This is a genomic window from Ureibacillus sp. FSL W8-0352 (assembly GCF_038004345.1).
Lineage (GTDB): Bacteria > Bacillota > Bacilli > Bacillales_A > Planococcaceae > Ureibacillus > Ureibacillus thermosphaericus.
Window position 1 is genome coordinate 2,489,942 of record NZ_JBBOQT010000001.1, and the last position, 25,059, is coordinate 2,515,000.

Sequence of the window (25,059 nt, forward strand, 5' to 3'; positions counted from 1 at the left end):
AAATTTCAACCACTACTGAGTTTCAGTAGTGGTTTTTTATTTTATCGAAATACTTCTTTTTTATTTTCCTTCTATTTTAGATTAGAATAAATAGAAGAACTATTTTTTTAAGGAGTTATTATGGAACAAGCAAAATCAATGAACTATCGGTATGATTATTTGTTGATATTCATTGTTGCAATTTTGACAGCTATTGCAAGTGAAGTGAAAGTCATTCCTTTTGAAGGTGCACCTTTCCGAATCGGTTTAGGAACCGTAATATTTTTATTAGTAGTCTTGATTCGACCATTACCGCTGATTCATACTGGATGCATAACAGGAATCGTTGTAGTTCTTTTTCGTGCATTATTAGATGAACTATTATTAATAAGTTCATTTTCGGTTTCATTAATTTCTCATATTCCAGCTGGTCTTTTTTATATCTTATTTGCTATAGGTCTAAGCATTATCAAACTTGAAAAAAACAAATCGAAACCTTTCTTATTAGCAAGTTTGGTAACCATCGTTGAATTTGTAAGTAATTTTGTTGAACAGCTAACAACCACATTATTTATTACAGACATTTCTGTAACAATCAAAGAAGTTGCATTACTACTTTTAGTTGCCATCATCCGTAGCTTCTTCGTCATCGGTATTTATAGTTCTATCACTGTAAAAGAACAAAAAAGACAAATGCAACAATTATTAAACTTCATCTCAACACTTTACGTAGAAGCATTATATTTAAAAAAATCCATGAACGAAATCGAACATATTACCGCTAATAGTTATAGTTTATATGAACAATTAAAAAAGATAGATCCATTGCTAAGTATTAAAGCGCTTTCAATTGCTCAAGAAATTCACGAAGTCAAAAAAGATGAACAAAGAATTTATGCAGGCTTATCAAAAATATTAAAAATGGAACAATTAGATGCTTATTTCATCTCTGATTTACTTCAATTTGTAAAGGAAGCGAATGAAAAATACAGTGAAATGCTAAATAAAAAAATTCAATTCAAAGTTTCCTATAATCAAGATTTTTATACAAAAGAACATCTTCCTTTACTTGCACTAATGAATAATTTAGTTGCAAATGCTGTAGAAGCAATTGAAGAGGAAGGAACAATCCATATTGCGATAAACACATCTAAGGACTTCATAACTATTACAGTAGAAGATACAGGTATTGGCATTCCAAAAAATTTAATCCCTGTCATATTCGACCCAGGATATACTACAAAATTCAACAGTGAAGGCGTACCTTCGACTGGAATCGGCTTATCTCATGTACAAGCTATCGTTCACAAACTAAATGGATCGATTGATGTAATAAGCAATGAAACGACAACTTTTTCAATCAAACTTCCATTAAATATACTGCAAAAAGGAGAATCGTAATGAGGTATTTTATAGTTGATGACGATCGTGCAAGCCGTGCAATGCTCACCCAAATTATTGAAGACAGCCAACTTGGAACAGTAATTGGGGAAGCCTCCAATGGACAAGAAGCGATTACTCAAATATTAGTAATGCAGCCAGATTTCGTTATCATTGATTTATTGATGCCTATATTAGACGGATTAGCAACGATAGAACAACTTCGGGAAAATCTTTACGATGGAAAATTTATTATGATTTCTCAAGTCATTAATAAAGAGATGGTCGCTCAAGCTTACGAAAAAGGAATTGAATTTTTTATCCATAAGCCAATTAATAAGGTAGAAGTAGAAATGGTATTAAGAAAAACTGAGGAACAATATCGATTAAAAAGCTCCATTTCCGCAATACGACAATCTCTTTCAAATTTCGAGACACCTAGCATCCATCATTCCAAAAAGTCAACACGTGATCATGTTTTAAGCATCTTAAATGATATGGGGATTATTGGAGAGGTAGGGAGTGAAGATATTACAAAAATCATAGAATTATTGATGGCAGATAAACAAAAAAATACACCTCTTCCACCATTAAAAGAGTTGTATGAGCGAGTTGCTGGTCTGACAAAAACCACTCCTGATGAAATCATAAAAGAAAGTAAATCAATTGAACAGCGTATTCGTCGAACGATATTAGCTGCTATGATTAACCTTGCAAATTTAGGTTTAGTAGATTATACAAACTCAGAGTTTGAATATTACGCCCCCCGCTATTTCGAATTTACAGAAATTAGGAAATTAATGAATCAAATTAGAAATAACGAAGAAAGAAAAGTAAAAATTAATATAAAAAAATTCATCCAAGTGTTATTTGCAGATATTGTAAATAAAGCAAATTAAAAAAATTTTTATCGGATTTTGTCGGATTTTGTATGAAACTTTTTAATATTATTTTGGTTATTTTTTTTATTTAAACAGGGGGGAATATTTTGAAAAAGAAATTCAAACTCAGTTTAGCAGCACAGATTTTAATTGCGTTAGTATTGGGGATAGTTGTAGGGGCTGTATTTTATGAAAATCCAGCTGTCGAAACATATTTGAAACCACTTGGCACCATCTTTTTAAACTTAATTAAAATGATTGTTGTACCAATCATCATTTCAACGTTGATTGTAGGTGTAGCTGGTACAGGCGATTTAAAACAACTTGGTCGCCTTGGTGGTAAGACGATAATATATTTTGAGATTATTACAACGATTGCCATCATTATTGGTTTACTCATTACAAACGTGTTTAAACCTGGTGAAGGTATTGATATGAATCAGTTGGAACAAACGGATATTTCATCCTATGTTGAAACAACTGAACAAGTAGAACATGATGGTGGTTTCATTGATACGATTGTTGGCATTGTACCAACAAACGTCGTGAAAGCAATGGCAGAAGCCGACATGTTATCCGTTATCTTCTTCTCCGTATTGTTCGGTTTAGGAGTTGCAGCGATAGGTGATCGTGGAAAACCAGTCCTTGACATTGCGCAAGGTGTAGCAGATGCCATGTTCTGGGTAACAAACTTAGTAATGAAATTTGCTCCATTTGGGGTATTCGGTTTAATGGCTGTAACCGTTTCAAAATTTGGATTAGAATCATTGATTCCACTTGGTAAATTAGTCATTACAGTTTATGGTGCGATGATTTTCTTCGTAATCGTTGTTTTAGGAATTACAGCGAAAATTGTAAATATAAATATTTTCCAAGTAATTAAAATTTTAAAGGACGAGCTTATTTTAGCGTACTCCACATCTAGTTCTGAAACGGTATTACCACGCATCATGCAAAAAATGGAGAAGTTTGGATGTCCAAGAGATATTACATCCTTTGTTATCCCTACAGGTTATTCATTTAACTTAGATGGTTCAACTTTATACCAAGCAATTGCTGCTATTTTCATCGCTCAGTTATACGGCATTGATTTAACAATTGCTCAACAGGTTACATTAGTACTAGTACTAATGGTTACTTCTAAAGGTATTGCAGGGGTACCTGGAGTATCATTCGTTGTATTACTTGCAACTTTAGGTTCTGTAGGTATTCCATTAGAAGGTTTAGCATTTATCGCTGGTATCGACCGTATTCTTGACATGGCTCGTACTGCCGTAAACGTAGTTGGTAACTCTTTAGCAGCGATCGTTATGTCCAAATGGGAAGGTCGATTTGATGAAAATAAAAAGGAAGAATATCTTGCAGAGTTAGCGAAATAAATTTTCGATTTGATTAATCGAGTAGGAGGGAGCGATTAACTCCCGTCCTCTCACACCACCGTACGTACGGTTCCGTATACGGCGGTTCAATTAAGATAATTGACGCAAGTTTTCATAACGAGCTTCAAGACTTTTCAGCCCTTGGTTTCTCCAATAGGAGTTACCAAGGGTTCTGTGTAATATTGGACTATTTGAAATACGCCAATAACTCTTCCGAGTATTTCCCCATTCATACGCTTGCCATTGTGCGAAGTCCTGCTCGTTTACTTTTCACGTAAATGTTACAGTCATCCGCATATCGAACGAATTTGTGTCCTCTTCTTTCCAATTCTTTATCTAGTTCATCTAGTACAATGTTAGATAGTAGCGGACTTAATGGTCCTCCTTGTGGAGTTCCTTCTAATGTGCTTGACACCACACCATTAATCATGACGCCCGATTGTAAATACTTACGAATCAATTTCAGTAATGGTTTATCTTGGATTCTCTTCGCGAGTGTACCCATTAATCTGTCATGGTTGACCTTATCAAAGAATTTCTCCAAGTCCATATCTACAACCCATCGATATCCATCTCTTATATATTCTTTCGCTTTCCTCACCGCATCATGAGCACTTCGGTTTGGTCGAAATCCGTAGCTGTTTTCAGAGAATGTAGGGTCATACACTTTTGAAAGTACTTGGGCGATTGCTTGTTGAATCAAACGGTCTGTTACGGTAGGGATTCCTAGTAAACGAACACCGCCGTCAGGTTTCGGGATTTCGACTCTGCGGACTGGCATTGGTTCATAAGTTCCCTTGAGAATTGCCTCCTTAATAGATAGCCAGTTTTCGACTAAGTGCTGTCGTAGATTTTGTACGGGCATCTTATCTACTCCATGGCTTCCTTTATTCTGTTCTACACGTTTTAGTGCTTGAAGCATATTCTCCCGTGACAGGATTTGATTCAAAAGCATCGTTATTCTCCTTCCGTGAATAGCTTATCTTCTTATGCCAGTGGTCACTCCACCCTCCAAGAGGTCCCCCACGGGATTCACCGCTTCCTCCCTCAAGTGAGGTACTACGTTTTCTGTGTTCATCATGACTCACTGAATGCCAAGGGCTATTCTCTCTTAATTGTTCGGTCCTTCTCAGTTGTTCTAGACCAACTAATACTATGACCTCTGCTGACTTCTGACGGTTCAGCTACTTATCACTAAGTAGGTTATGAAGTGTACTTCACGTATCCATCAGACCTCCCTGGGTAAGAATGTAATCTTTCCTTCCATCTATCTGCTTCATTTACTCTGTATCACCTTCGGCAGAAAGGACTTTGTTTTGTTGTGCAAACTCATCCAATGATACCTAGCCTTATATGAGGTTCGTGTTCCTCGGACCGGTGTTTTGCCTCCAGCTTCCTTCAGATTCCGCGTCACCACGGACACCCTTGCTCTTGGCTAACCTCTACTTCTGTCTTCGGGGTTCGGGACTTACACCCTATAGTTCATGTACATGCCGGGCGCACATCGAAAAACTAAATTACCGTCAACGGAAATTTTGTGTTAAGACCTTTTTATTTGGAAATATTTATGTTTTTTGGAAAAAGTTAAAGAATAAACTTTACGGAATGTGGAAAAATTGAATACAGATACCGCTTTACTTCCTATTCTCGTTACACCTTGCAAATTCCACAAAAAAAACACTTCCGATATTCATAATGAATCCCTTTTATATGGGGTCATTATGAATATATCGAAAGTGCTTTTTAGCAAAAGTTCAATTATTCTAAATTATTAAGGTCAAACTGTGCGATTGTTTCGTCCTCGACCATAACCATTAAAGTGGCATCCATTGCATTTTCTTTTAACTTCTCTAACTGTTCGGAAGATGGTGCAGCTTTTAATTGTTCATTGTCCTTTAAGGCACCTAATACAAAATCAAGCGAGAATTCGCCTTCTTGATTAGGTTTAAGAACTGGTAAACCTGTATGCCCCGTACCATAATTTTTTTTCTTATCATAGATATTTATCCCAATTAGTTCTTCCGAAATGGCTTTCAGTTTTTCACTGGGTTCAATATAAATTTTTATACCGTCATCATAATCGTATGTTGCGTCATTTAAACGCTTATCTCCTCCAAGATCCTTTCTTCCAACATTTTTTAAAACGAAATTATAATGCAAGTTAACAAATTCTAATTCATCACTATCTTCTACTAAATTATTCTTTTCTATCTCAACTGTCGCACTAATTATTTCTACAGAAGGATTATTAGAACAACCGGCTAAGAGTAATACAACGAAAAGAATGCTGAAAATCGATTTTGACATATTTTTAACGCTCATTATATATCCTTTCTAAAAAAATAATTAAATACACTTATGGAGTTTAGATATTATTTTGTAATTGTAGAGTCCATACAGAACCACCTCTACTTTTTAAAGTAGCAGTAGAAGTCGCTCCCACATAATGAGTATATTGCAGACTTACATATTTCCAGTCTTTAAAATCAGAAGAATAAGACCATTCATTTGAAGTTGGTGAATAATCCTTAGCCTGAGTTAGACTTGGGAATCCACTAGTACCAACGGATACTTTTCTGCTCGTAATAGAAACCGTTGAATCACTAATTTTCCATCCTCCAGTAGCTTTTGTAATCTTTGCGTATTCGATATTATTTTCTTTCTTTCTTGAATAATAAATAGTTGAGTAAGCCTTTACACTATAAGAAGAATCCCATTTTTCTTCGCCTTTATTTCCGGATTCTGCGGATGCTATATTGAAACCATTAATATTGTCCGTTTCTTCTACTAATCCAAAAGTAGTAATGGCGAATTCTTCAATTTCAACATCTCCAATTTTTTCTACTTTTAACAATTGAGATGTAGAAACATTCGTAACGTTAAAATCTTCGCTTAATTCACTATTTGTTAATGTAGACGATTTTATTTTGTTTGAATTTGTTAATTGATATTTAGGTAATTCAATATTATTCAATTCAACTTCATGAACTCCATTTAAAGCCCTTTCAAGCAATTCATCTATATCTGTAATTTCTTGAGCTTGATAAATGATTTCTTTGTTATCCTCAACTTGTGCATTTGCTGCTGGTACATTTACAAATACAGTAAGAATGTAAATAAAAGAAATAAAGAATAAAAATACTTTTTCATACTAATACCTCCTATTTACTATAATCACAATAAAAAATGTTCTAAATAATCTGATGATTTGTGAGATACATAGTTTTACTCGATATTTTTCACCTCCATTTTTCTCTCTTTTCTTTTTCGATGATTTACAAACATTGTAGTATAAAAAAAGCAATTTCTTCCTTTTTATTCATAACTTTGTATAATCCCCTCATAAGTGTAGGATTAAGAATTATGGGTTTTATCGTAAATTTACTGAACAACACGGGATTCACCGCTTCCTTCCTCAAGTGAGGTACTACGTTTTCTGTGTTCATCATGACTCACTGAATGCCAAGGGCTATTCTCTCTTAATTGTTCGGTCCTTCTTAGTAGTTCTAAACCAACTAATACTATGACCTCTGCTGACTTCTGACGGTTCAGCTACTTATCACTAAGTAGGTTATGAAGCGAACTTCACCTATCCGCCAGACCTCCCCGGGTAAGTACATGCACTTTCACACCATCTATCCGCCTCATTTACTCGATATGACCTTCGACAGAAAGAGCTTTGTTTTGTTTTGCAAACTCACTCAATCATACCTAGCCTTATATGAGGTTCGTGTTCCTCGGACCGGTGTTTTGCCTCCAGCTTCCTTCAGATTCCGCGTCACCACGGACACCCTTGCGTTGAGCTAACCTCTACTTCTGTCTTCGGGGTTCGGGACTTACACCCTATAGTTCATGTACATGCCGGGCGCACAAAAAAAGGGGCAAAAATGCCCCTTTTAATATTTTTCAGAAAATTTTTTTATGAATAGAAAATAATAAATTTTTATTTTGATAAAGCTTTTTCAATATATTGGCGTATTGATTCTTCCCCGTTTGCTAATGCTTCCTTTTCTCTCGCTTCATCTTTTGCTAGTTTTTCTTCGGCTTTTTTCAAAATTTCTTCTTCTTCTCCTTGTGGAACAACAACAACACCGTCTACATCTCCAATAATGAAGTCTCCTGGTTGGACGCTCACACCACCAATGGCAATCGGAACATTTACTCGACCACCACCATGTTTATTTCCACTAGCAACGGTTGTTCCTAGGGCAAACACCGGAAAATCTAATTCTCGAATTGCTGCAATATCACGTATTACACCATTGACAACAAACCCTTGAATCCCCAATCCTTTCGCAAGAGAAGCTACAAAATCCCCTGCTACTGCTCGGTTTGTATTCCCTTTTGCATCAATAACAAGAATATCCCCTTTTTGTGCGATATTAATTGCTTCTAATACAGCTTTATTTTCCCCATCTGGCAATCTAACCGTTACAGCTCGTCCAGCAATTTTAAAATGATCGCTCAACGGTTTGATTTTTGCATCTAAATTTGTATGTCCCCCTGTAGTATCAGATATTGCAGTAGTTGGTATCGCTAAATATTTTTCAATTAAATTGGACATGTCGACATAACCCCTTTGAATTTACATAATATTTTAATAATTCTATATTATAGGATAAACTTTCCTTTTTCTATATAATTTGCAACTAATTTCACTAAATTTTAATAAAGTTAAGAAGTTAGCATTCCTACAAATACATATACTATGAATAACCATCATTGCTCTGTGATCACGTGTTATGCGTAAAAATTTATAAGATGGTTACACTGTATAAAAATTACATAATTCTACAAGGAGTGACACGGCAATGATAATGAACCGCTTAATAAAAGAATGCATCAATGAACAAGGGAAAAAAGTCTACCGGATGGCAACGTATGATATCGAAGTCATTGCAAAGTCAAATGGTGGTCTCTCACCAACTATTATCTATCTTCATAATAATCAAGATGTTACAGATGACATACGTGACATTCGCTTTGGCGCACGTTCACCCTATTCATATATTGAAGATTACGATGAGTTTCAAACAATGCTTTATAATAAAGAACAAAAAGCCATTAATGATTTATATGATTCCATTAGCTTAAGACCGAAGAACATGACTACTACTGAACAAACTTTGTGGAGTATCGGGGTATTAGTCTTAATGTCCATACCTCTACTCGTAGCAATGCTCATCTTCCATTAAAGGGAGAAAATATTCTCCCTTTTTTTATGATAAAAAATAAAAGAATCCTTGATTAGTGTATTTACACTATCCCAGGATTCGAATATTGTTAAACATCTTTATTCACAAGATTTCCATTGCTCATTTCCAACATTTCAAATAGTTCTTCTAATGAAGTTGCTACTAAAAACAATTCATGTTGTGATTCTCGTAAAAATCCCTCTTCCATCATCTTTTCAAAATGCTGTACTAGACCATCATAAAAGCCATTTACATTATATAAAATAACAGGTTTCGCATGTAATCCAATTTGCGCCCAAGTAAAAGCTTCAAAATATTCATCAAGTGTTCCGCAACCACCCGGTATCGCCACAAAAGCATCGGAAAGATCCGACATTTTCTTTTTTCGAGCATGCATTGACTCAACGATATATAATTCAGTTAATCCTTTATGCAATTTTTCTTTATTCACTAAATGTTCCGGCATGACTCCGATTACTTCTCCGCCTTCTGCAAGAGCTGCATCCGCTACTTTCCCCATTAAACCTTGAGTTGACCCTCCATAAACAAGCCCGTATCCGCTACGTGCAATCATTTTCCCTAATTCAATTGCTTTTTCTACATAAACCGACGATTTTCCTGATGATGAACCACAATAAACCGCTATACGCAATCAAGTCACCTTCTCTTTTACTTCCATTATATCGAAAAATTATTAACTCAATGTAAAAGGTTCAAAATTCTATTTTATTTTTTCTTGCATTTTGTTACGGCAAGCATGAAGATGATTCAATCATGAAATCATGATACACTTACACCGAAGGAGAGAGGAATGTGGAATTATATGATAAAGATGAATATTTTATGAGTGAAGCAATTAAAGAAGCAAAAAAAGCGGAAACTCTTGGTGAAGTTCCCATCGGTGCTGTTATTGTCTATCAAGATCAAATCATTGCTCGTTCCCACAACTTGCGGGAAACAACTCAGAACGCTATTACGCATGCGGAACTAATGGCAATTCAAGAAGCTTGCAAAGCAATTGGGAGCTGGCGGTTAGAAGAAACGACATTATACGTGACCCTTGAACCATGTCCAATGTGTGCTGGAGCAATTCTACAATCAAGAATCCCTCGGGTCGTATATGGTGCACGGGACCCTAAGGCTGGTAGTGTCGATTCATTATATCGTCTATTAAACGATTCTCGATTAAACCACGAATGTGATGTGACAGAAGGTGTTTTAGCTGATGAGTGCAGCTCTCTATTAACAAATTTTTTTAAAGCGATTCGAGAAAGAAAAAAAGAAGAAAAACGAAAAATGAAATTGAATGAGAAGGAAAATTGTGATTGAGAAATCAGTCACAATTATATTTTTAAAACTATCCACCTATCATATTATGTTATTTTTTAAAATATATATCATATTTTCTCCTGATTTTTCGTATCTATAAAATATCTAACTTTTTTTAGAATCAGGAGGAACATGAAAATATGAAGTTTTTAACGAGAATATCAAATGCTATTATGGAAAAGTATTTACCTGATCCATATATTTTTGTTGCAATATTATCAGTACTCGTTGTAATTCTTGGTGTTGTATTAACCCCCTCCTCACCACTTGATATGGTTATTTATTGGGGAGATGGATTCTGGGGATTACTAGCATTTACGATGCAAATGGTCATTGTACTAACTGCTGGACACGTACTAGCAAATAGCCCTTTATTTAAAAAATTTCTAACTGCTATTGCAAGCAGCATCAAATCCCCTGGTATGGCCATTATTATTGTTACATTTGTTTCTTTAATTGCTTGCTGGATTAATTGGGGATTCGGTTTAGTAATCGGAGCTATTTTTGCTAAAGAAATCGCTCGTCATGTAAAAAAAGTGGACTATCGCTTATTAATTGCTAGTGCTTATTCTGGTTTTATTATTTGGCACGGTGGGTTGGCAGGATCCATTCCTCTATCAGTAGCAACTGAAGGGCATCCTTTTGAAGGGATAATGGGCGTAGTTCCTACTTCGGGAACAATTTTTACTTCTTATAATTTATTTATTGTACTGGTTATCCTTTTCACTCTTCCATTCTTTAACCGCTGGATGATGCCAAAAGATGATGATGTAGTAGAAGTGGATCCAGCTTTATTAGTAGAAGAAGAGAAGAAATTCCCACCGCCTGTAAATACTTTTGCTTCTCGTTCAGAAAGAAGCTATATTTTAACTATTTTAATTGGGATAATTGGAGTAACGTATCTTATTTATCATTTTACAACGAAAGGTTTTGCTCTTGATTTAAATATTGTGAACACAATCTTTGTGATTCTCGGAATTATTTTACACGGAACACCTCAACGCTTCTTAGCCGCTACTCAAAATGCCATTAAAACAGCAAGTGGCATCGTATTTCAGTTCCCTTTCTATGCAGGGATTATGGGGATGATGACAAATTCAGGTTTAGCTGCTGTCTTCTCTGAGTGGTTTATTGCTATTTCGAACGATACAACTTTCTATTTATTTACATTTTATTCTGCTGGTTTAGTCAATTTCTTCATTCCTTCTGGTGGAGGTCAATGGGCGGTGCAAGCACCAATCATGTTAGAAGCAGCTCAAGTGATAGGGGCTGATTATGCGAAAACGGCTATGGCTATTGCTTGGGGTGATGCTTGGACGAACATGATTCAACCTTTCTGGGCTCTACCTGCACTTGCCATTGCGGGCTTAAAAGCAAAAGATATTATGGGATTCTGTGTATTCGTTCTCATTTTTACAGGAATTATTATCAGTATTGGATTTTTATTATTCTAAAAATAAAAAAGCCTGATCATAAAAGTTTTGAACTTTTGATCAAGCTTAAATCTTACAATAAATATTTTTTAACTCTTTCTCTGCGGTGGTTACATCAAACGCGCCTCCTCATTGCATTTTCTGTGACGAAAGCGGGAGCGACAGACGCAAAGGAAGCATTTAAATAACTTTTTTAGGAACCCTCGTCCCCTTGTTTATCTCAATTTAAATTGTCGAACTAGTCGATTTAATTCCTCAGCAAGGACTGCCAGTTGTTCAGAACTAGCAGAAATCTCTTCCATTGCACTATTTGTCTGTTCTGATGCAGCCGTTGTTTCTTCAATACCGGCAGCAGCCTCTTCAGAGATTGCAGCAATTTCTTGAATGGAACTGTTCATCTCACTACTGTTTGTTGCGATGGTTGATAAATTTTCAGCTACAACCGTGATACTATCGACCATTTCTTGCAAAGAATTTTGAATCGTAGTAAATGTTTCGTGTGTTGTTTTTATTTGAGTAGACCCCTGCTCAACTTCTTTATAACCATTTGTTAACGCTTCTGTCACAACACTAAATTCTTCCTGAATATTATTTACAATCTTTGTTATATCCGTTACAGAATATGCTACTTGTTCAGCCAGTTTTCGAACTTCTTCTGCAACAACAGCAAATCCTTTTCCATGTTCTCCTGCTCTTGCCGCTTCAATTGCAGCATTTAAAGATAAAAGATTTGTCTGCTCAGCAATCTCTTTAATGACTATAACCAATTGAGAGATTTCTTGTACTTGGGTATGAAGTTCATTCACTTTACCGACTGAATCACGAACAATATAATCGATTGTTTGCATTTGTTTAGCGGAAGATTCCATCAAACGGCTTCCGTCATTTGTTAATGCTAATATTTCTTTTGCTCTTTGCTGAACACGTTCTCCGTGCTCGTTTGCCTCTTGAGAAGTCGCTACAAAGTTCGCTGCTATGGATGATAAGTTGCTTGCATGATCTGCTTGTTTTTCGGAACCTTGAGCAAGTTCCTCCATTGTCACGACAATTTGATTTGCACCCAGTTTTACCTCATTTGCAGCCTGCGTTAATTCTTCGCTACTACTTGAGACAATTTCGGAGTTTTTCGCAATTTCTTGCAGGATATTCTTCAACTTATCTTGCATATCATTCATTGCCAAAGCTAATTGGCCAGTTTCATCCTTCGATTTAATCCTTATCGGTTCAAGGCTTAAATCTGCTCGAGAAAGTAAATTCATTCTTTCCATAACCATTTGAATAGGCTTTGATATGCTATTTGTAAATACCCATATAACAATTAAACCTATGATTACTGCTATCAACAACGTAAACAAATTCACTTTTAAAATATTATTTGCAGGCTTATTAAAATCCATCATGTATGTACTTGCACCAATTATCCATCCCCAGTTTGAATCCACTTTTGAATAAGCTACTTTTTCTTCAATCTGATTTTCATTTCCGATTAATGGATAATCATAATAAACAAATCCTCCACCTGATTGTCCCACTTTGATAATTTCTTGTATGAATTTTAATCCTTTTGTATCTTCATCGTTCCACATATTTTGGCCTTCAATTGTCGGGTGCGCAAGCATAGTTCCCTTTTCATCGACGATAAATAAGTAACCATGTTCTCCTATATCGATATTTTTATTGATTGGTCGTAATCCTTCCTCATTCTTGCTTCCTAAAATGGCTTCTTTTACTTTTTCCTGCGCATCCTCTAATGAAATTTCCCCTCTATCAACATATTTCGATAAACTATTAATCATTTCTAACGTCATTTCAACACTGTTGCTCAAATTGGTTTTCCCTAACTCATTCAAACTTTCTTCAGTTTGCATGAAATTTATGAAGCTTACTACAACTAAAGGAATGAGCAACAAAGCAGTAGAAATAATCAACAACTTTCGTTTAATTGTCAATTTCTTAAACAAAACAAACATACCCCCTGATAAAAAAGTCAAAAAGATGTCAGTTTAATAATTTTTATATAGGTATTTCCTCCTCCCAATATTTAAAATTACAAAATAGTAAAAAATAAATATTGATTTTTATAAAAATTTATACTTGTTTAAAAAATTATATTATTCCGAATTCGTTTATTCAATATAAATTTTCCATTTAATTAAATTATTAGGAATATTAAGAAAACGGAAATACATTCTAGCAAAAAGAAAAAAGCATACCTTTTACTCGGTATGCTTCTTTTTATTACTTTTATTTTTTAGGTGGTGTCATCATTTCTTTTCCACCCATATATGGTCTTAATACTTCAGGAATAATGACACTTCCATCTTCTTTTTGATAATTTTCTAAAATGGCAGCAACTGTACGACCAATAGCAAGTCCTGAACCATTTAATGTGTGAACGTATTCTGGTTTTGCCCCTTGTTCACGACGGAAGCGGATATTTGCACGTCTCGCTTGGAAATCTTCAAAGTTTGAGCAAGATGAAATTTCACGATATTTATTTTGTGATGGCATCCATACTTCTAAATCATATTTTTTAGCAGCCGTGAAGCCTAAATCAGCAGTACACATTTTCACACGCTGATAAGGCAAGTTTAATAATTGAAGTACTTTTTCTGCATGGCTTGTTAATAACTCTAATTGTTCATAAGATTCTTCCGGTTTAACAAAGCGGACAAGCTCTACTTTATTGAATTGATGTTGGCGGATTAATCCGCGTGTATCTCGACCCGCAGATCCTGCTTCTGAACGGAAACATGCACTATAGGCAGCAAACGCTTTAGGCAACATATCAACGCTTAATATTTCATCCCGATAGAAATTCGTTACCGGCACTTCAGCAGTTGGAATCATGAAATAGTCAGTATCGACAAGTTTAAATACATCCTCTTCAAATTTTGGTAATTGACCTGTTCCTAATAAACTGTCTCGATTGACAATGACTGGAGGGAGCATTTCCTCATACCCATGCTCTTCCACATGCAAATCCATCATAAAATTCATCAGTGCTCGCTCAAGTCTTGCACCTAAGCCGCGGTAAAATACAAAACGGCTTCCCGTTACTTTTGCAGCTCTTTCAAAATCGATGATGCCTAAATCTGTAGCTAAATCCCAGTGTGGTTTAACTTCAAACTGGAACTCCGGCACTTCTCCCCAAGTATATTCCACAACATTATCATCTTCGCTCTCACCAATTGGAACAGATTCATGAGGAATATTTGGCAAACGCATCATCATATCTTTGAACTTTTCCTCAATTTCCTGAAGCTCTGCATCCAACTGTTTAATTTCTTCTCCCACTTGACGCATGCGAACGATCAATTCATCAGCATTTTCTTTATTGCGTTTCATCACAGCAATCTGCTCTGATACTTTATTGCGCTCTGCTTTTAATTCTTCCGCTTTTGCAATTAATTCACGGCGTTTTGAATCAAGCGTTTCAAATTCATCAATATTTCCTAAATCTTCGTTGCGTGTTAACAGGATTTTTTTTACTTCTTCAAAGTTGTCACGGACACGTTTAATATCTAGCATGTTTATTCCTCCAAACTTATTATGAAATTTTCCATATAAAAAGCTCTCAATCCCAAAAGGGACGAGAGCTACCCGCGTTGCCACCCTAGTTGATTAAACAAAATGTTTAATCCTCTTATTTCATAACGGCTTTTCAACCGACCCAATCCTACTAAACATTTCAGCTGGGCAACTCATGGACGGATTCACAAGGGTTTTTATCAGCTTCCACCAACCGCTGACTCTCTAAAAAAAACTGACTTGTTACTACTTCCAATCATCGCATTATCGCTAATCGATTTTAACCATAGCGTACTATATCCCATTCAATTTTGCAAGAAAAGACTTTATTATCTTTCTTTTAACAAATTTTATCTAACTTGCAAAAGTTCTTCTTTCGAAAGGGTCGCAACATCAATGCCTTTCATAGGGGAACCTAATTCCTTTGAAAGTTCTGCAATGAACTTGTAGTCTTTATAATTTTTTGTTGCTTCAACAATGGCGCGTGCAAACTTTTCCGGATTTTCCGATTTGAATATACCGGAACCGACAAACACGCCGTCTGCACCTAATTCCATCATTAAAGCGGCATCTGCCGGTGTTGCCACTCCACCTGCTGCATAATTTAATACCGGTAATCGGCCTAATTCTTTAATTTTTAGCAACAACTCATAAGGGGCACCTAATTTTTTTGCTTCAACCATTAATTCATCATTACTCATGTTGACAACTTGACGAATTTGGGCATTTACTTTGCGAATATGGCGTACAGCCTCCACAATATTTCCTGTGCCAGCTTCACCCTTCGTACGCAACATGGCTGCCCCTTCGCCAATTCTTCTAGCTGCTTCTCCTAAATCACGGCATCCACATACAAAAGGTGCTTTAAATTCACTTTTTAATATATGAAATTCATCATCTGCCGGTGTTAATACTTCACTTTCATCTATCATATCTATACCAATTGCTTCTAAAATGCGGGCTTCAACAATATGGCCAATTCTCGCTTTTGCCATTACCGGAATAGATACCGCATTCTTTACTTCCTCTATAATTCGTGGATCAGCCATTCTGGCTACGCCGCCTTCTTTACGAATATCAGCTGGCACTTTTTCTAATGCCATTACCGCAACAGCACCTGCTGCTTCTGCCACTCTTGCCTGCTCTGCATTCACGACATCCATAATTACTCCGCCTCGTGGAATATTAATTTGCACTAAATTTTCCATAATATGACCTCCTAATATTTTATAACTTTTAGTATAATGAATTTTGACTATATAAAAAGTTCCAATAATTAAAAATTCTATATGGTCAGTTGGAGGTACATATGATGGACATGCTGATCTTCCAATTGGAAAAACAGAATAATAAGCCTTTATATGAACAACTTTATAACGGAATAAAAAATGCGATTATTCAGAAACAAATTGAAGTGGGAACAAAACTGCCTTCTAAGAGGAAATTGGCGGAGTTTTTAAATATTAGCCAAACAACTATTGAAATCGCCTATTCTCAATTATTAGCTGAAGGATATATTACTTCCGTTCCGCGTGTAGGATACTTTGTGGAGGAAATTGATGAACTGCCATATGTGGAAAAAATTCAAGAAACAAATATAGAGATTCCTCAAAAAGAACAAAAACAATATCAATATGATTTTCATCCTGGTAAAGTCGATGAAGATTCTTTTCCTTTTGCTTTATGGAGAACGTATGTAAAGGATATTTTTGATATCAGCTCAAAAGAATTGCTGCAAATGGGCGAACCTCAAGGAGAAATAGAATTACGGAATGAAATTGCCAATTATTTATTTCAATCCAGGGGCATTTATTGCGAACCTGAACAAATCGTCATAGGATCCGGAACTGAGCATCTTCTTCCGATGATTTTGCGCCTATTTGAAGACAATTCCATACTTGCCCTTGAAAACCCGGGCTATTCAGCTATTCCTAGAATACATTTAAATAATAATGCCATTCCCATTTCTGTTGATGAAGAAGGCTTAATAGTGGATGAACTTGAAAAAACAAATGCAAATATTGTCTATATTACTCCTTCTCATCAATTCCCAACAGGGGCTGTCCTTTCAGCAACAAGAAGAACCCAACTGCTTAAATGGGCCAGCAAAGATACCAATCGATATATTATTGAAGATGATTACGACAGTGAATTCCGTTATATCGGTAAACCAATTCCAGCACTTCATGGCTTAGATCAGAATAATAAAGTTATTTATATGAGCACATTTACAAAATCGCTGATGCCATCTTTGCGCGTTGCTTATATGGTATTACCCCATCATTTATTAATGAAATATAAAGAAAAGTTTAGCTATTACTCAGCAACAGTTCCAAGATTTGTTCAGCACATACTGGCGAATTTTATGAAAGATGGCCATTTTTCTAAACATTTAAATCGTATGAGGAAAATTTATCGTAAAAAACATGATAAATTGAAACATACACTATCTATTTATTATCCAGAAGTAACAATTACGGGAGATCAAGCGGGAATGCATGTACTCTTATCTGTACCAATCGACAAAAGTATAGAACAATTAAAACAACTTGCAAATGATTGCGGAATCTCCATAACTCCTGTAACAAATTATTTATTAAAACCGATTGAATACGAACATCCTACTTTCCTCCTTGGATTTGGGGGTATTCCTTTAAATGAAATTGAAAATGCAATCCATCAATTAATGCGTTGTTGGGGAATTCAAAAAAATCCATAAACAACAAAAGCTCGCTAAAGGATAAACGATTAGCGAGCTTCTATCATAACAGTCTAATATATTTCCCATAGTTATTTCCCAAGCAATATTTTTTAGTAGTACTGATCCATCCACCAATAGTCATTAATAGAAATTTGAAAGTATGTTAAGCATGTCTTCGGGATTATATTCGTACCTAATGAATAAATTGGAACCCAAGATTATGATCAAAATAAGTCACATAAAGATAGGGGCTGTCCGGAAAATCGATCACTTTCTGAACAACCTCCATTCTTATATTCATATTTTCTTAATAGCTTTGCTCATGCGGGTTACAGAAAATGATGCCACTATCCTTGCCGAAAAAGGGGCTTCTCAAAATGATATTTGAGAAGCCCCCCTTAACTAAAAATTCATCTATATTTAATAGATAAAACACGTCAACTATTTTGCAATGGGCAGATTATTATGAAAATAACCCGCCTACAAAACTAGTAATTCCTCCCCAAAGATTACTGAAGAAATTACCGATTCCTTGGAAGAATAATGAGATAAATCCTGCTCGTTCAACATCGTCTGCTGTTACTACATCAACAGCCATTTCTTTACCATCGATAAAACCGTAATCAGAACCTTCTTTTCTTTCAATTACAACTTTCCCAACTACCGTCCCTTTTTCAACTTTCGCTTCAAGGGACTCTTTATCTAACACTAACTTTGGTTGATATAAATCTTTTTCTGATGTTTTTACAAGCATGGATAAAGGTTCTTTTACAGCAATTTTTACTTTATCTTCTTTTCCTTTAATGACTTTAATAGATTCTTTTCCTTTTTCAGAAAAGTCGGCTGGAATAATTTCTTGTTTTGCAAATTGGCTAAAACCATAATCGAACAATTTTGCTGTTGCATCAAAACGCGCTTTATATGAACCAACACCGTTTGAATCAACAGCATTCATTACAACTGAAATTAAACGTGTACCATTTCGTTCAGCAGTTCCTGTAAAACAGTATCCCGCTAAATTAGTTGTACCTGTTTTCAATCCATCGACACCTTGATATTGATATACCAACCCTGGCAACATGAAGTTCCAGTTTTCCATCTTAATGGCATCATCTGTACCTTCTCTGAACGTTTTTCTCGGAATGCTAGCAGTCTCTAAAACTTCAGGATAATCTTTCAGTAAATGATAGGCAAGTTTTGCAACTGAGCGAGCTGGCATTACGTTTTCATCTTCCGGACCTGTCCCAGCAGGATGCATGCCCATTAAATCAGCATTATTTAATCCTGTTGAATTGACAAATTTATACCCTTCTAGTCCTAATTCTTCCGCTTTTTTATTCATTAGCTTTATAAACTCTGTTTCCGTTCCAGCTACTGTTTCAGCGATTGCCACTGTAGCAGCATTTGCAGAGTAAATTACCATTGCCTCATACAATTCTTGAATCGTATAAGTTCCATCTGCTCTTAACGGCACATTACTTAATGCACGATTTTGTGACAACTTATATGTATATTCCGTCACGCGATATTCTTGATCCCAACTAACTGTACCAGCTTTAATCGCATCTAATAAAATATACTCTGTCATCATTTTTGACATACTCGCAATACCAAGCGGTGTATCAGCATTTTGCTCGTATAATATTTTCCCTGAATCTGCATCAATTAAAATGGCAGCCCCAACATTTAATCCTAAATCTGTTTCAGCATTGGCTTGGGGTGTCGTAACAATCATGCTAATTAACAGAATTGGAATCATGAGTAAGCTGATCATTGATGTCTTCCTTGCTGTTTTCACTTAAATGTACCTCCACTCATTATTATCATCTTCGCTCATTTTACCATAGATAGTAATCGATGTGTGTAACGAACAAGAAAAAACACTCTTCTAACATCTACAGTGACGTTAGAAGAGTGTTTAGGTTTCAAATTATTGAAGAGAATAGTTTGGAGCTTCTTTCGTAATTTGTACATTGTGTGGATGAGATTCACGAAGACCTGCATTTGTCATGCGGACGAATTGAGATTTTTCGCGTAAATGTTCTAAGTTAGGAGCTCCGCAATATCCCATTCCTGAACGGATACCACCCACTAATTGTTCGATTGTATCAGCAAGAGGCCCTTTGTATGGTACACGTCCTTCAATGCCTTCAGGAACTAATTTTTTCGCATCTTCTTGGAAATAACGGTCTTTTGAACCTTGTTCCATCGCAGCAAGAGAACCCATTCCACGATATACTTTAAAACGACGTCCTTGGAAAATTTCTGTTTCACCAGGTGATTCTGTTGTTCCTGCAAGAAGTGAACCAAGCATAACAGCATGTCCACCTGCTGCAAGAGCCTTCACGATATCACCGGAATATTTAATGCCACCATCTGCAATAATTGTTTTACCATATTCGCGAGCAACTGTTGCGCAATCGTAAATCGCTGTAATTTGTGGTACACCTACACCTGCTACAACACGAGTCGTACAAATGGATCCAGGGCCAATACCTACTTTTACTACATCCGCTCCTGCTTCAAACAATGCACGTGCTGCTTCAGCTGTCGCAACATTTCCTGCAATAATCTCTAAATCTGGATATTCATTTCGAATTTCTTTAACTGTATCAATTACGCCTTGAGAATGGCCGTGAGCTGTATCAATAACAATAACATCTACTTGCGCTTCAACTAATTTTTTTACACGGGCACTTGTATCTTTTGAAACCCCAACAGCAGCACCTACTACAAGTCGACCAATGCTGTCTTTTGCTGCATTTGGGAATTCTATTACTTTTTCGATGTCTTTAATTGTAATTAAACCTGTTAATTTTCCTTCATTATCTACGATTGGAAGTTTCTCAATTTTATACTTTTGTAATATTTTTTCAGCTTCTTCTAATGTCGTTCCTACAGGAGCTGTTATTAAATCTTCTTTTGTCATTACTTCTTCAATTTTCAATGAATAATCGGAAATGAAACGTAAATCTCGATTCGTAATAATTCCCACTAATTTTTGTTCTTCTTCATTATTTACAATTGGAACACCCGAAATGCGATATTTACCCATTAAATGTTCAGCATCAAACACTTGATGACTTGGTGTTAAAAAGAAAGGATTCGTAATGACACCATTTTCAGATCGTTTTACTTTTTCTACTTCTTCTACTTGTTCTTCAATGGACATGTTTTTATGAATAATCCCGATTCCACCTTGACGTGCCATTGCAATCGCCATTCTAGATTCAGTTACTGTATCCATTCCAGCACTAATAATAGGAATATTTAATTTGATTTTTGGTGTAAGTTGTACTGATAAATCTACTTCTTTTGGTAATACTGCTGAATGCGCTGGTATTAATAATACATCGTCGAATGTTAATCCTTCTTTTGCAAACTTCGTCTCCCACATTTCGATTATTCCTCCTAAGTACAAAACGAATATTAATAGTAAGATTATCAACATGTTTTCCTAGTGTCAAGAATCTAACAAATAGAAAAAGTATTCGGACTATTGGAAATTGTCATTTTGTGTTACACTATTTTAATTTAGATATGTAACGCTAAACTAGATTTATTTTGCTCTTTTTACATGCAATTATGAAATTTGATATCTTCCAACATTAAAAATGGTTATTAACTAATTAAAAGATGCAACCCAACTATATATATCATGAAGGGGATTACGACTAACTTCATCATTCAATTAATAAATGGCATCGAATTGCTTGATAATCAGTCATATTTGACTTCATTTTTTATACCGTTGAGTTTTACGAATTGAATATTTTGCAGTGGCATATTGAAAAACAACATCCTGTTCGAGCCGATCGGATTTTCAGTTCTTGGTAGTAAGGGGCTTCAATTTTTACAATATAAAAAGCACCACTATTGTGGTGCCTTTTTGCGAAGCCCTCGTCTATCTCTCACAAGGGGACCCCTTAACTACCATCGGCGCTAACTCCGAAGCACGTTGACCGGCGAATTTCTGCGTCTGCTTCGGCGGTCCGGTGCTCACGTACATAGTACGCTCCGCTCCGGGCCGCCTCGCTTCCTTGAACTTCTTGGTCCCCGTGCTTCTCGTCTCCTCCAAATAATTGTTTTGCTTACGTTCTATATGCCACTTCTCTATCGCGCCGATCGGACTTTCAGTCCTTGGTAGTAAGGGGCTTCAGTTTTTGCAAAAAAAAAGCACCACTATTGTGGTGCCTTTTTGCGAAGCGACGTCCTACTCTCACAAGGGGAAGCCCCTTACTACCATCGGCGCTGAAGAGCTTAACTTCCGTGTTCGGTATGGGAACGGGTGTGACCTCTTCGCCATCGTCACTTCACTATATGAGAGGTTGTTCTCTCAAAACTGGATAACGACATTGAAATGATTGGTTAAGTCCTCGATCGATTAGTATCCGTCAGCTCCACACGTCACCGTGCTTCCACCTCGGACCTATCTACCTCATCGTCTTTGAGGGATCTTACTTGCTTATGCAATGGGAAATCTCATCTTGAGGGGGGCTTCATGCTTAGATGCTTTCAGCACTTATCCCGTCCACACATAGCTACCCAGCGGTGCCTTTGGCAAGACAACTGGTACACCAGCGGTGTGTCCATCCCGGTCCTCTCGTACTAAGGACAGCTCCTCTCAAATTTCCTACGCCCACGACGGATAGGGACCGAACTGTCTCACGACGTTCTGAACCCAGCTCGCGTACCGCTTTAATGGGCGAACAGCCCAACCCTTGGGACCGACTACAGCCCCAGGATGCGATGAGCCGACATCGAGGTGCCAAACCTCCCCGTCGATGTGGACTCTTGGGGGAGATAAGCCTGTTATCCCCGGGGTAGCTTTTATCCGTTGAGCGATGGCCCTTCCATGCGGAACCACCGGATCACTAAGCCCGTCTTTCGACCCTGCTCGACTTGTAGGTCTCGCAGTCAAGCTCCCTTATGCCTTTACACTCTGCGAATGATTTCCAACCATTCTGAGGGAACCTTTGGGCGCCTCCGTTACCTTTTAGGAGGCGACCGCCCCAGTCAAACTGTCCACCTGACACTGTCTCCCAAGCCGATCAGGCTTGCGGGTTAGAATTTCAGTACAACCAGGGTAGTATCCCAAGGGCGCCTCCAGGGAAGCTGGCGCTCCCCCTTCTACGGCTCCTACCTATCCTGTACAAGTTGCACCGAAATTCAATATCAGGTTACAGTAAAGCTCCACGGGGTCTTTCCGTCCTGTCGCGGGTAACCTGCATCTTCACAGGTACTATAATTTCACCGAGTCTCTCGTTGAGACAGTGCCCAGATCGTTACGCCTTTCGTGCGGGTCGGAACTTACCCGACAAGGAATTTCGCTACCTTAGGACCGTTATAGTTACGGCCGCCGTTTACTGGGGCTTCAATTCGGAGCTTCGCTTGCGCTAACTCCTCCTCTTAACCTTCCAGCACCGGGCAGGCGTCAGCCCCTATACTTCACCTTACGGTTTTGCAGAGACCTGTGTTTTTGCTAAACAGTCGCCTGGGCCTATTCACTGCGGCTCATCAGGGCTTGCACCCCAATGAGCACCCCTTCTCCCGAAGTTACGGGGTCATTTTGCCGAGTTCCTTAACGAGAGTTCTCTCGCTCACCTTAGGATTCTCTCCTCGACTACCTGTGTCGGTTTGCGGTACGGGCACCTCCCGCCTCGCTAGAGGCTTTTCTTGGCAGTGTGAAATCAGGAACTTCGCGCGTAACGCGCTCCCCATCACAGCTCGGCGTATTAGGAAGCGGATTTGCCTACTTCCACGCCTTGCTGCTTGGACACGCTCGACCAACGGCGTGCATTCCCTATCCTCCTGCGTCCCCCCATCACTCAAACGGCGGGGAGGTGGTACAGGAATATCAACCTGTTGTCCATCGTCTACGCCTTTCGGCCTCGACTTAGGTCCCGACTAACCCTGAGCGGACGAGCCTTCCTCAGGAAACCTTAGTCATTCGGTGGATGGGATTCTCACCCATCTTTCGCTACTCATACCGGCATTCTCACTTCTAAGCGCTCCACCAGTCCTTCCGGTCTGACTTCGACGCACTTAGAACGCTCTCCTACCACTCGTGCAACGCACGAATCCACAGCTTCGGTGAATCGTTTAGCCCCGATACATTTTCGGCGCAGCGTCACTCGACCAGTGAGCTATTACGCACTCTTTAAATGATGGCTGCTTCTAAGCCAACATCCTGGTTGTCTAAGCAACGCCACATCCTTTTCCACTTAACGATTACTTTGGGACCTTAGCTGGTGGTCTGGGCTGTTTCCCTTTTGACCACGGATCTTATCACTCGTAGTCTGACTCCCGTGTATAAATAGCTGGCATTCGGAGTTTGTCTGAATTCGGTAACCCGAGGTGGGCCCCTAGTCCAAACAGTGCTCTACCTCCAGTATTCTTCACACGAGGCTAGCCCTAAAGCTATTTCGGAGAGAACCAGCTATCTCCAAGTTCGATTGGAATTTCTCCGCTACCCACACCTCATCCCCGCACTTTTCAACGTGCGTGGGTTCGGGCCTCCAGTGAGTGTTACCTCACCTTCACCCTGGACATGGGTAGATCACCTGGTTTCGGGTCTACGACCACGTACTCAAAACGCCCTATTCAGACTCGCTTTCGCTGCGGCTCCGCATTTTCTGCTTAACCTTGCACGTAATCGTAACTCGCCGGTTCATTCTACAAAAGGCACGCCATCACCCGTTAACGGGCTCTGACTACTTGTAGGCACACGGTTTCAGGTTCTCTTTCACTCCCCTCCCGGGGTGCTTTTCACCTTTCCCTCACGGTACTGGTTCACTATCGGTCACTAGGGAGTATTTAGCCTTGGGAGATGGTCCTCCCGGATTCCGACGGAATTTCACGTGTTCCGCCGTACTCAGGATCCACTCAGGAGAGGATGGATTTTCGACTACAGGGCTTTTACCTTCTCTGGCCGTCCTTTCCAGAACGGTTCATCTAACCCATCCTTTTGTAACTCCGTATAGAGTGTCCTACAACCCCAAGAGGCAAGCCTCTTGGTTTGGGCTGTTCCCGTTTCGCTCGCCGCTACTCAGGGAATCGATTTTTCTTTCTTCTCCTCCAGGTACTTAGATGTTTCAGTTCCCTGGGTGTGCCTTCTTAACGCTATGGATTCACGTTAAGATACTGTTCCATTACGAACAGTGGGTTCCCCCATTCGGAAATCTCCGGATCAAAGCTTACTTACAGCTCCCCGAAGCATATCGGTGTTAGTCCCGTCCTTCATCGGCTCCT

General features: G+C 37.9%; 17 protein-coding genes, 2 rRNA genes, 1 pseudogene and 1 other annotated feature (1 of these 21 running past the window's edge). Of the genes and pseudogenes, 7 read left to right on the forward strand and 13 right to left on the reverse strand.

Annotated elements, in window-relative coordinates:
* Positions 1-120: 120 nt before the first annotated feature.
* From NST98_RS12570 to gltP, 3 genes are all read left to right on the forward strand, one after another.
* Entirely contained in the window at positions 121-1,380 is a 1,260-nt protein-coding gene (locus NST98_RS12570; RefSeq protein ID WP_340715255.1) for an ATP-binding protein, read from the forward strand.
* A complete protein-coding gene (locus NST98_RS12575; RefSeq protein ID WP_168412775.1) occupies positions 1,380-2,258 on the forward strand; it encodes a response regulator in 879 nt (292 codons plus the stop codon). Before NST98_RS12570 ends, NST98_RS12575 begins: the two co-directional genes overlap by 1 nt.
* A gap of 89 nt (positions 2,259-2,347) precedes the next feature.
* Positions 2,348-3,619 (forward strand): glutamate/aspartate:proton symporter GltP, encoded by a 1,272-nt coding sequence (gene gltP, locus NST98_RS12580; RefSeq protein WP_096549951.1) that lies wholly within the window; start codon positions 2,348-2,350, stop codon positions 3,617-3,619.
* Positions 3,620-3,709: 90 nt separating this feature from the next.
* Here gltP and ltrA read toward each other — a convergent pair.
* The 5 genes and pseudogenes from ltrA to NST98_RS12605 form a co-directional block, all read right to left on the reverse strand.
* A pseudogene (ltrA, locus tag NST98_RS12585) lies at positions 3,710-4,574 on the reverse strand (group II intron reverse transcriptase/maturase).
* Positions 4,575-5,377: 803 nt separating this feature from the next.
* Positions 5,378-5,926, reverse strand: coding sequence for a hypothetical protein (locus NST98_RS12590; protein ID WP_340715256.1), 549 nt, complete (start codon positions 5,924-5,926; stop codon positions 5,378-5,380).
* Between the two features lie 58 nt (positions 5,927-5,984).
* On the reverse strand, positions 5,985-6,632 hold the full coding sequence (locus NST98_RS12595) for a hypothetical protein (RefSeq protein WP_096549952.1): 648 nt from the start codon (positions 6,630-6,632) through the stop codon (positions 5,985-5,987).
* Positions 6,633-6,894: 262 nt separating this feature from the next.
* On the reverse strand, positions 6,895-7,068 hold the full coding sequence (locus NST98_RS12600) for a hypothetical protein (protein ID WP_172597813.1): 174 nt from the start codon (positions 7,066-7,068) through the stop codon (positions 6,895-6,897).
* A 494-nt stretch (positions 7,069-7,562) separates the two neighbouring features.
* Entirely contained in the window at positions 7,563-8,183 is a 621-nt protein-coding gene (locus tag NST98_RS12605) for an RraA family protein (RefSeq protein WP_340715257.1), read from the reverse strand.
* 247 nt (positions 8,184-8,430) lie between these two features.
* Here NST98_RS12605 and NST98_RS12610 point away from each other — a divergent pair, with 247 nt between their 5' ends.
* Positions 8,431-8,814: a sodium:proton antiporter gene (locus NST98_RS12610; RefSeq protein WP_096549953.1), complete on the forward strand. Its 384-nt coding sequence runs from the start codon at positions 8,431-8,433 to the stop codon at positions 8,812-8,814.
* Between the two features lie 88 nt (positions 8,815-8,902).
* Here the strand turns inward: NST98_RS12610 and NST98_RS12615 are convergent, their stop codons facing one another.
* Positions 8,903-9,466 carry an LOG family protein gene (locus NST98_RS12615; RefSeq protein WP_340715258.1) on the reverse strand — a complete coding sequence of 188 codons (564 nt, stop codon included), beginning with the start codon at positions 9,464-9,466 and terminating at the stop codon, positions 8,903-8,905.
* Between the two features lie 161 nt (positions 9,467-9,627).
* Between NST98_RS12615 and tadA the strand changes: the two genes are divergently transcribed.
* Both tadA and NST98_RS12625 read left to right on the forward strand, forming a co-directional pair.
* Positions 9,628-10,143, forward strand: a complete 516-nt coding sequence (gene tadA, locus NST98_RS12620; protein ID WP_016839536.1) for a tRNA adenosine(34) deaminase TadA — start codon at positions 9,628-9,630, stop codon at positions 10,141-10,143.
* Between the two features lie 140 nt (positions 10,144-10,283).
* The gene (locus NST98_RS12625) at positions 10,284-11,597 is read left to right on the forward strand and encodes a short-chain fatty acid transporter (protein WP_340715259.1); all 1,314 of its coding nucleotides are present in this window, start codon (positions 10,284-10,286) and stop codon (positions 11,595-11,597) included.
* Between the two features lie 194 nt (positions 11,598-11,791).
* On the opposite strand, the gene NST98_RS12630 is transcribed toward NST98_RS12625, so the two are convergent.
* The 3 genes from NST98_RS12630 to pdxS form a co-directional block, all read right to left on the reverse strand.
* Positions 11,792-13,546, reverse strand: coding sequence for a methyl-accepting chemotaxis protein (locus NST98_RS12630; RefSeq protein WP_340715260.1), 1,755 nt, complete (start codon positions 13,544-13,546; stop codon positions 11,792-11,794).
* 274 nt (positions 13,547-13,820) lie between these two features.
* Positions 13,821-15,107 carry a serine--tRNA ligase gene (gene serS, locus NST98_RS12635; protein WP_096549956.1) on the reverse strand — a complete coding sequence of 429 codons (1,287 nt, stop codon included), beginning with the start codon at positions 15,105-15,107 and terminating at the stop codon, positions 13,821-13,823.
* Positions 15,108-15,161: 54 nt separating this feature from the next.
* Positions 15,162-15,376, reverse strand: a binding site (T-box leader).
* A gap of 81 nt (positions 15,377-15,457) precedes the next feature.
* Positions 15,458-16,315: a pyridoxal 5'-phosphate synthase lyase subunit PdxS gene (pdxS, locus tag NST98_RS12640; protein ID WP_340715261.1), complete on the reverse strand. Its 858-nt coding sequence runs from the start codon at positions 16,313-16,315 to the stop codon at positions 15,458-15,460.
* A 104-nt stretch (positions 16,316-16,419) separates the two neighbouring features.
* On the opposite strand from pdxS, the gene pdxR reads away from it, so the two are divergent.
* Entirely contained in the window at positions 16,420-17,826 is a 1,407-nt protein-coding gene (pdxR, locus tag NST98_RS12645) for a MocR-like pyridoxine biosynthesis transcription factor PdxR (RefSeq protein ID WP_340715740.1), read from the forward strand.
* 445 nt (positions 17,827-18,271) lie between these two features.
* Here the strand turns inward: pdxR and NST98_RS12650 are convergent, their stop codons facing one another.
* The 4 genes from NST98_RS12650 to NST98_RS12665 all read right to left on the reverse strand — a co-directional run.
* Positions 18,272-19,606 (reverse strand): serine hydrolase, encoded by a 1,335-nt coding sequence (locus NST98_RS12650; RefSeq protein WP_340704737.1) that lies wholly within the window; start codon positions 19,604-19,606, stop codon positions 18,272-18,274.
* A gap of 132 nt (positions 19,607-19,738) precedes the next feature.
* Positions 19,739-21,205 carry an IMP dehydrogenase gene (gene guaB, locus NST98_RS12655; protein WP_016839551.1) on the reverse strand — a complete coding sequence of 489 codons (1,467 nt, stop codon included), beginning with the start codon at positions 21,203-21,205 and terminating at the stop codon, positions 19,739-19,741.
* An 803-nt stretch (positions 21,206-22,008) separates the two neighbouring features.
* Positions 22,009-22,124, reverse strand: a 5S ribosomal RNA gene (rrf, locus tag NST98_RS12660).
* Between the two features lie 48 nt (positions 22,125-22,172).
* Positions 22,173-25,059: ribosomal RNA gene (locus NST98_RS12665) — 23S ribosomal RNA — on the reverse strand (it continues 40 nt past the right edge of the window).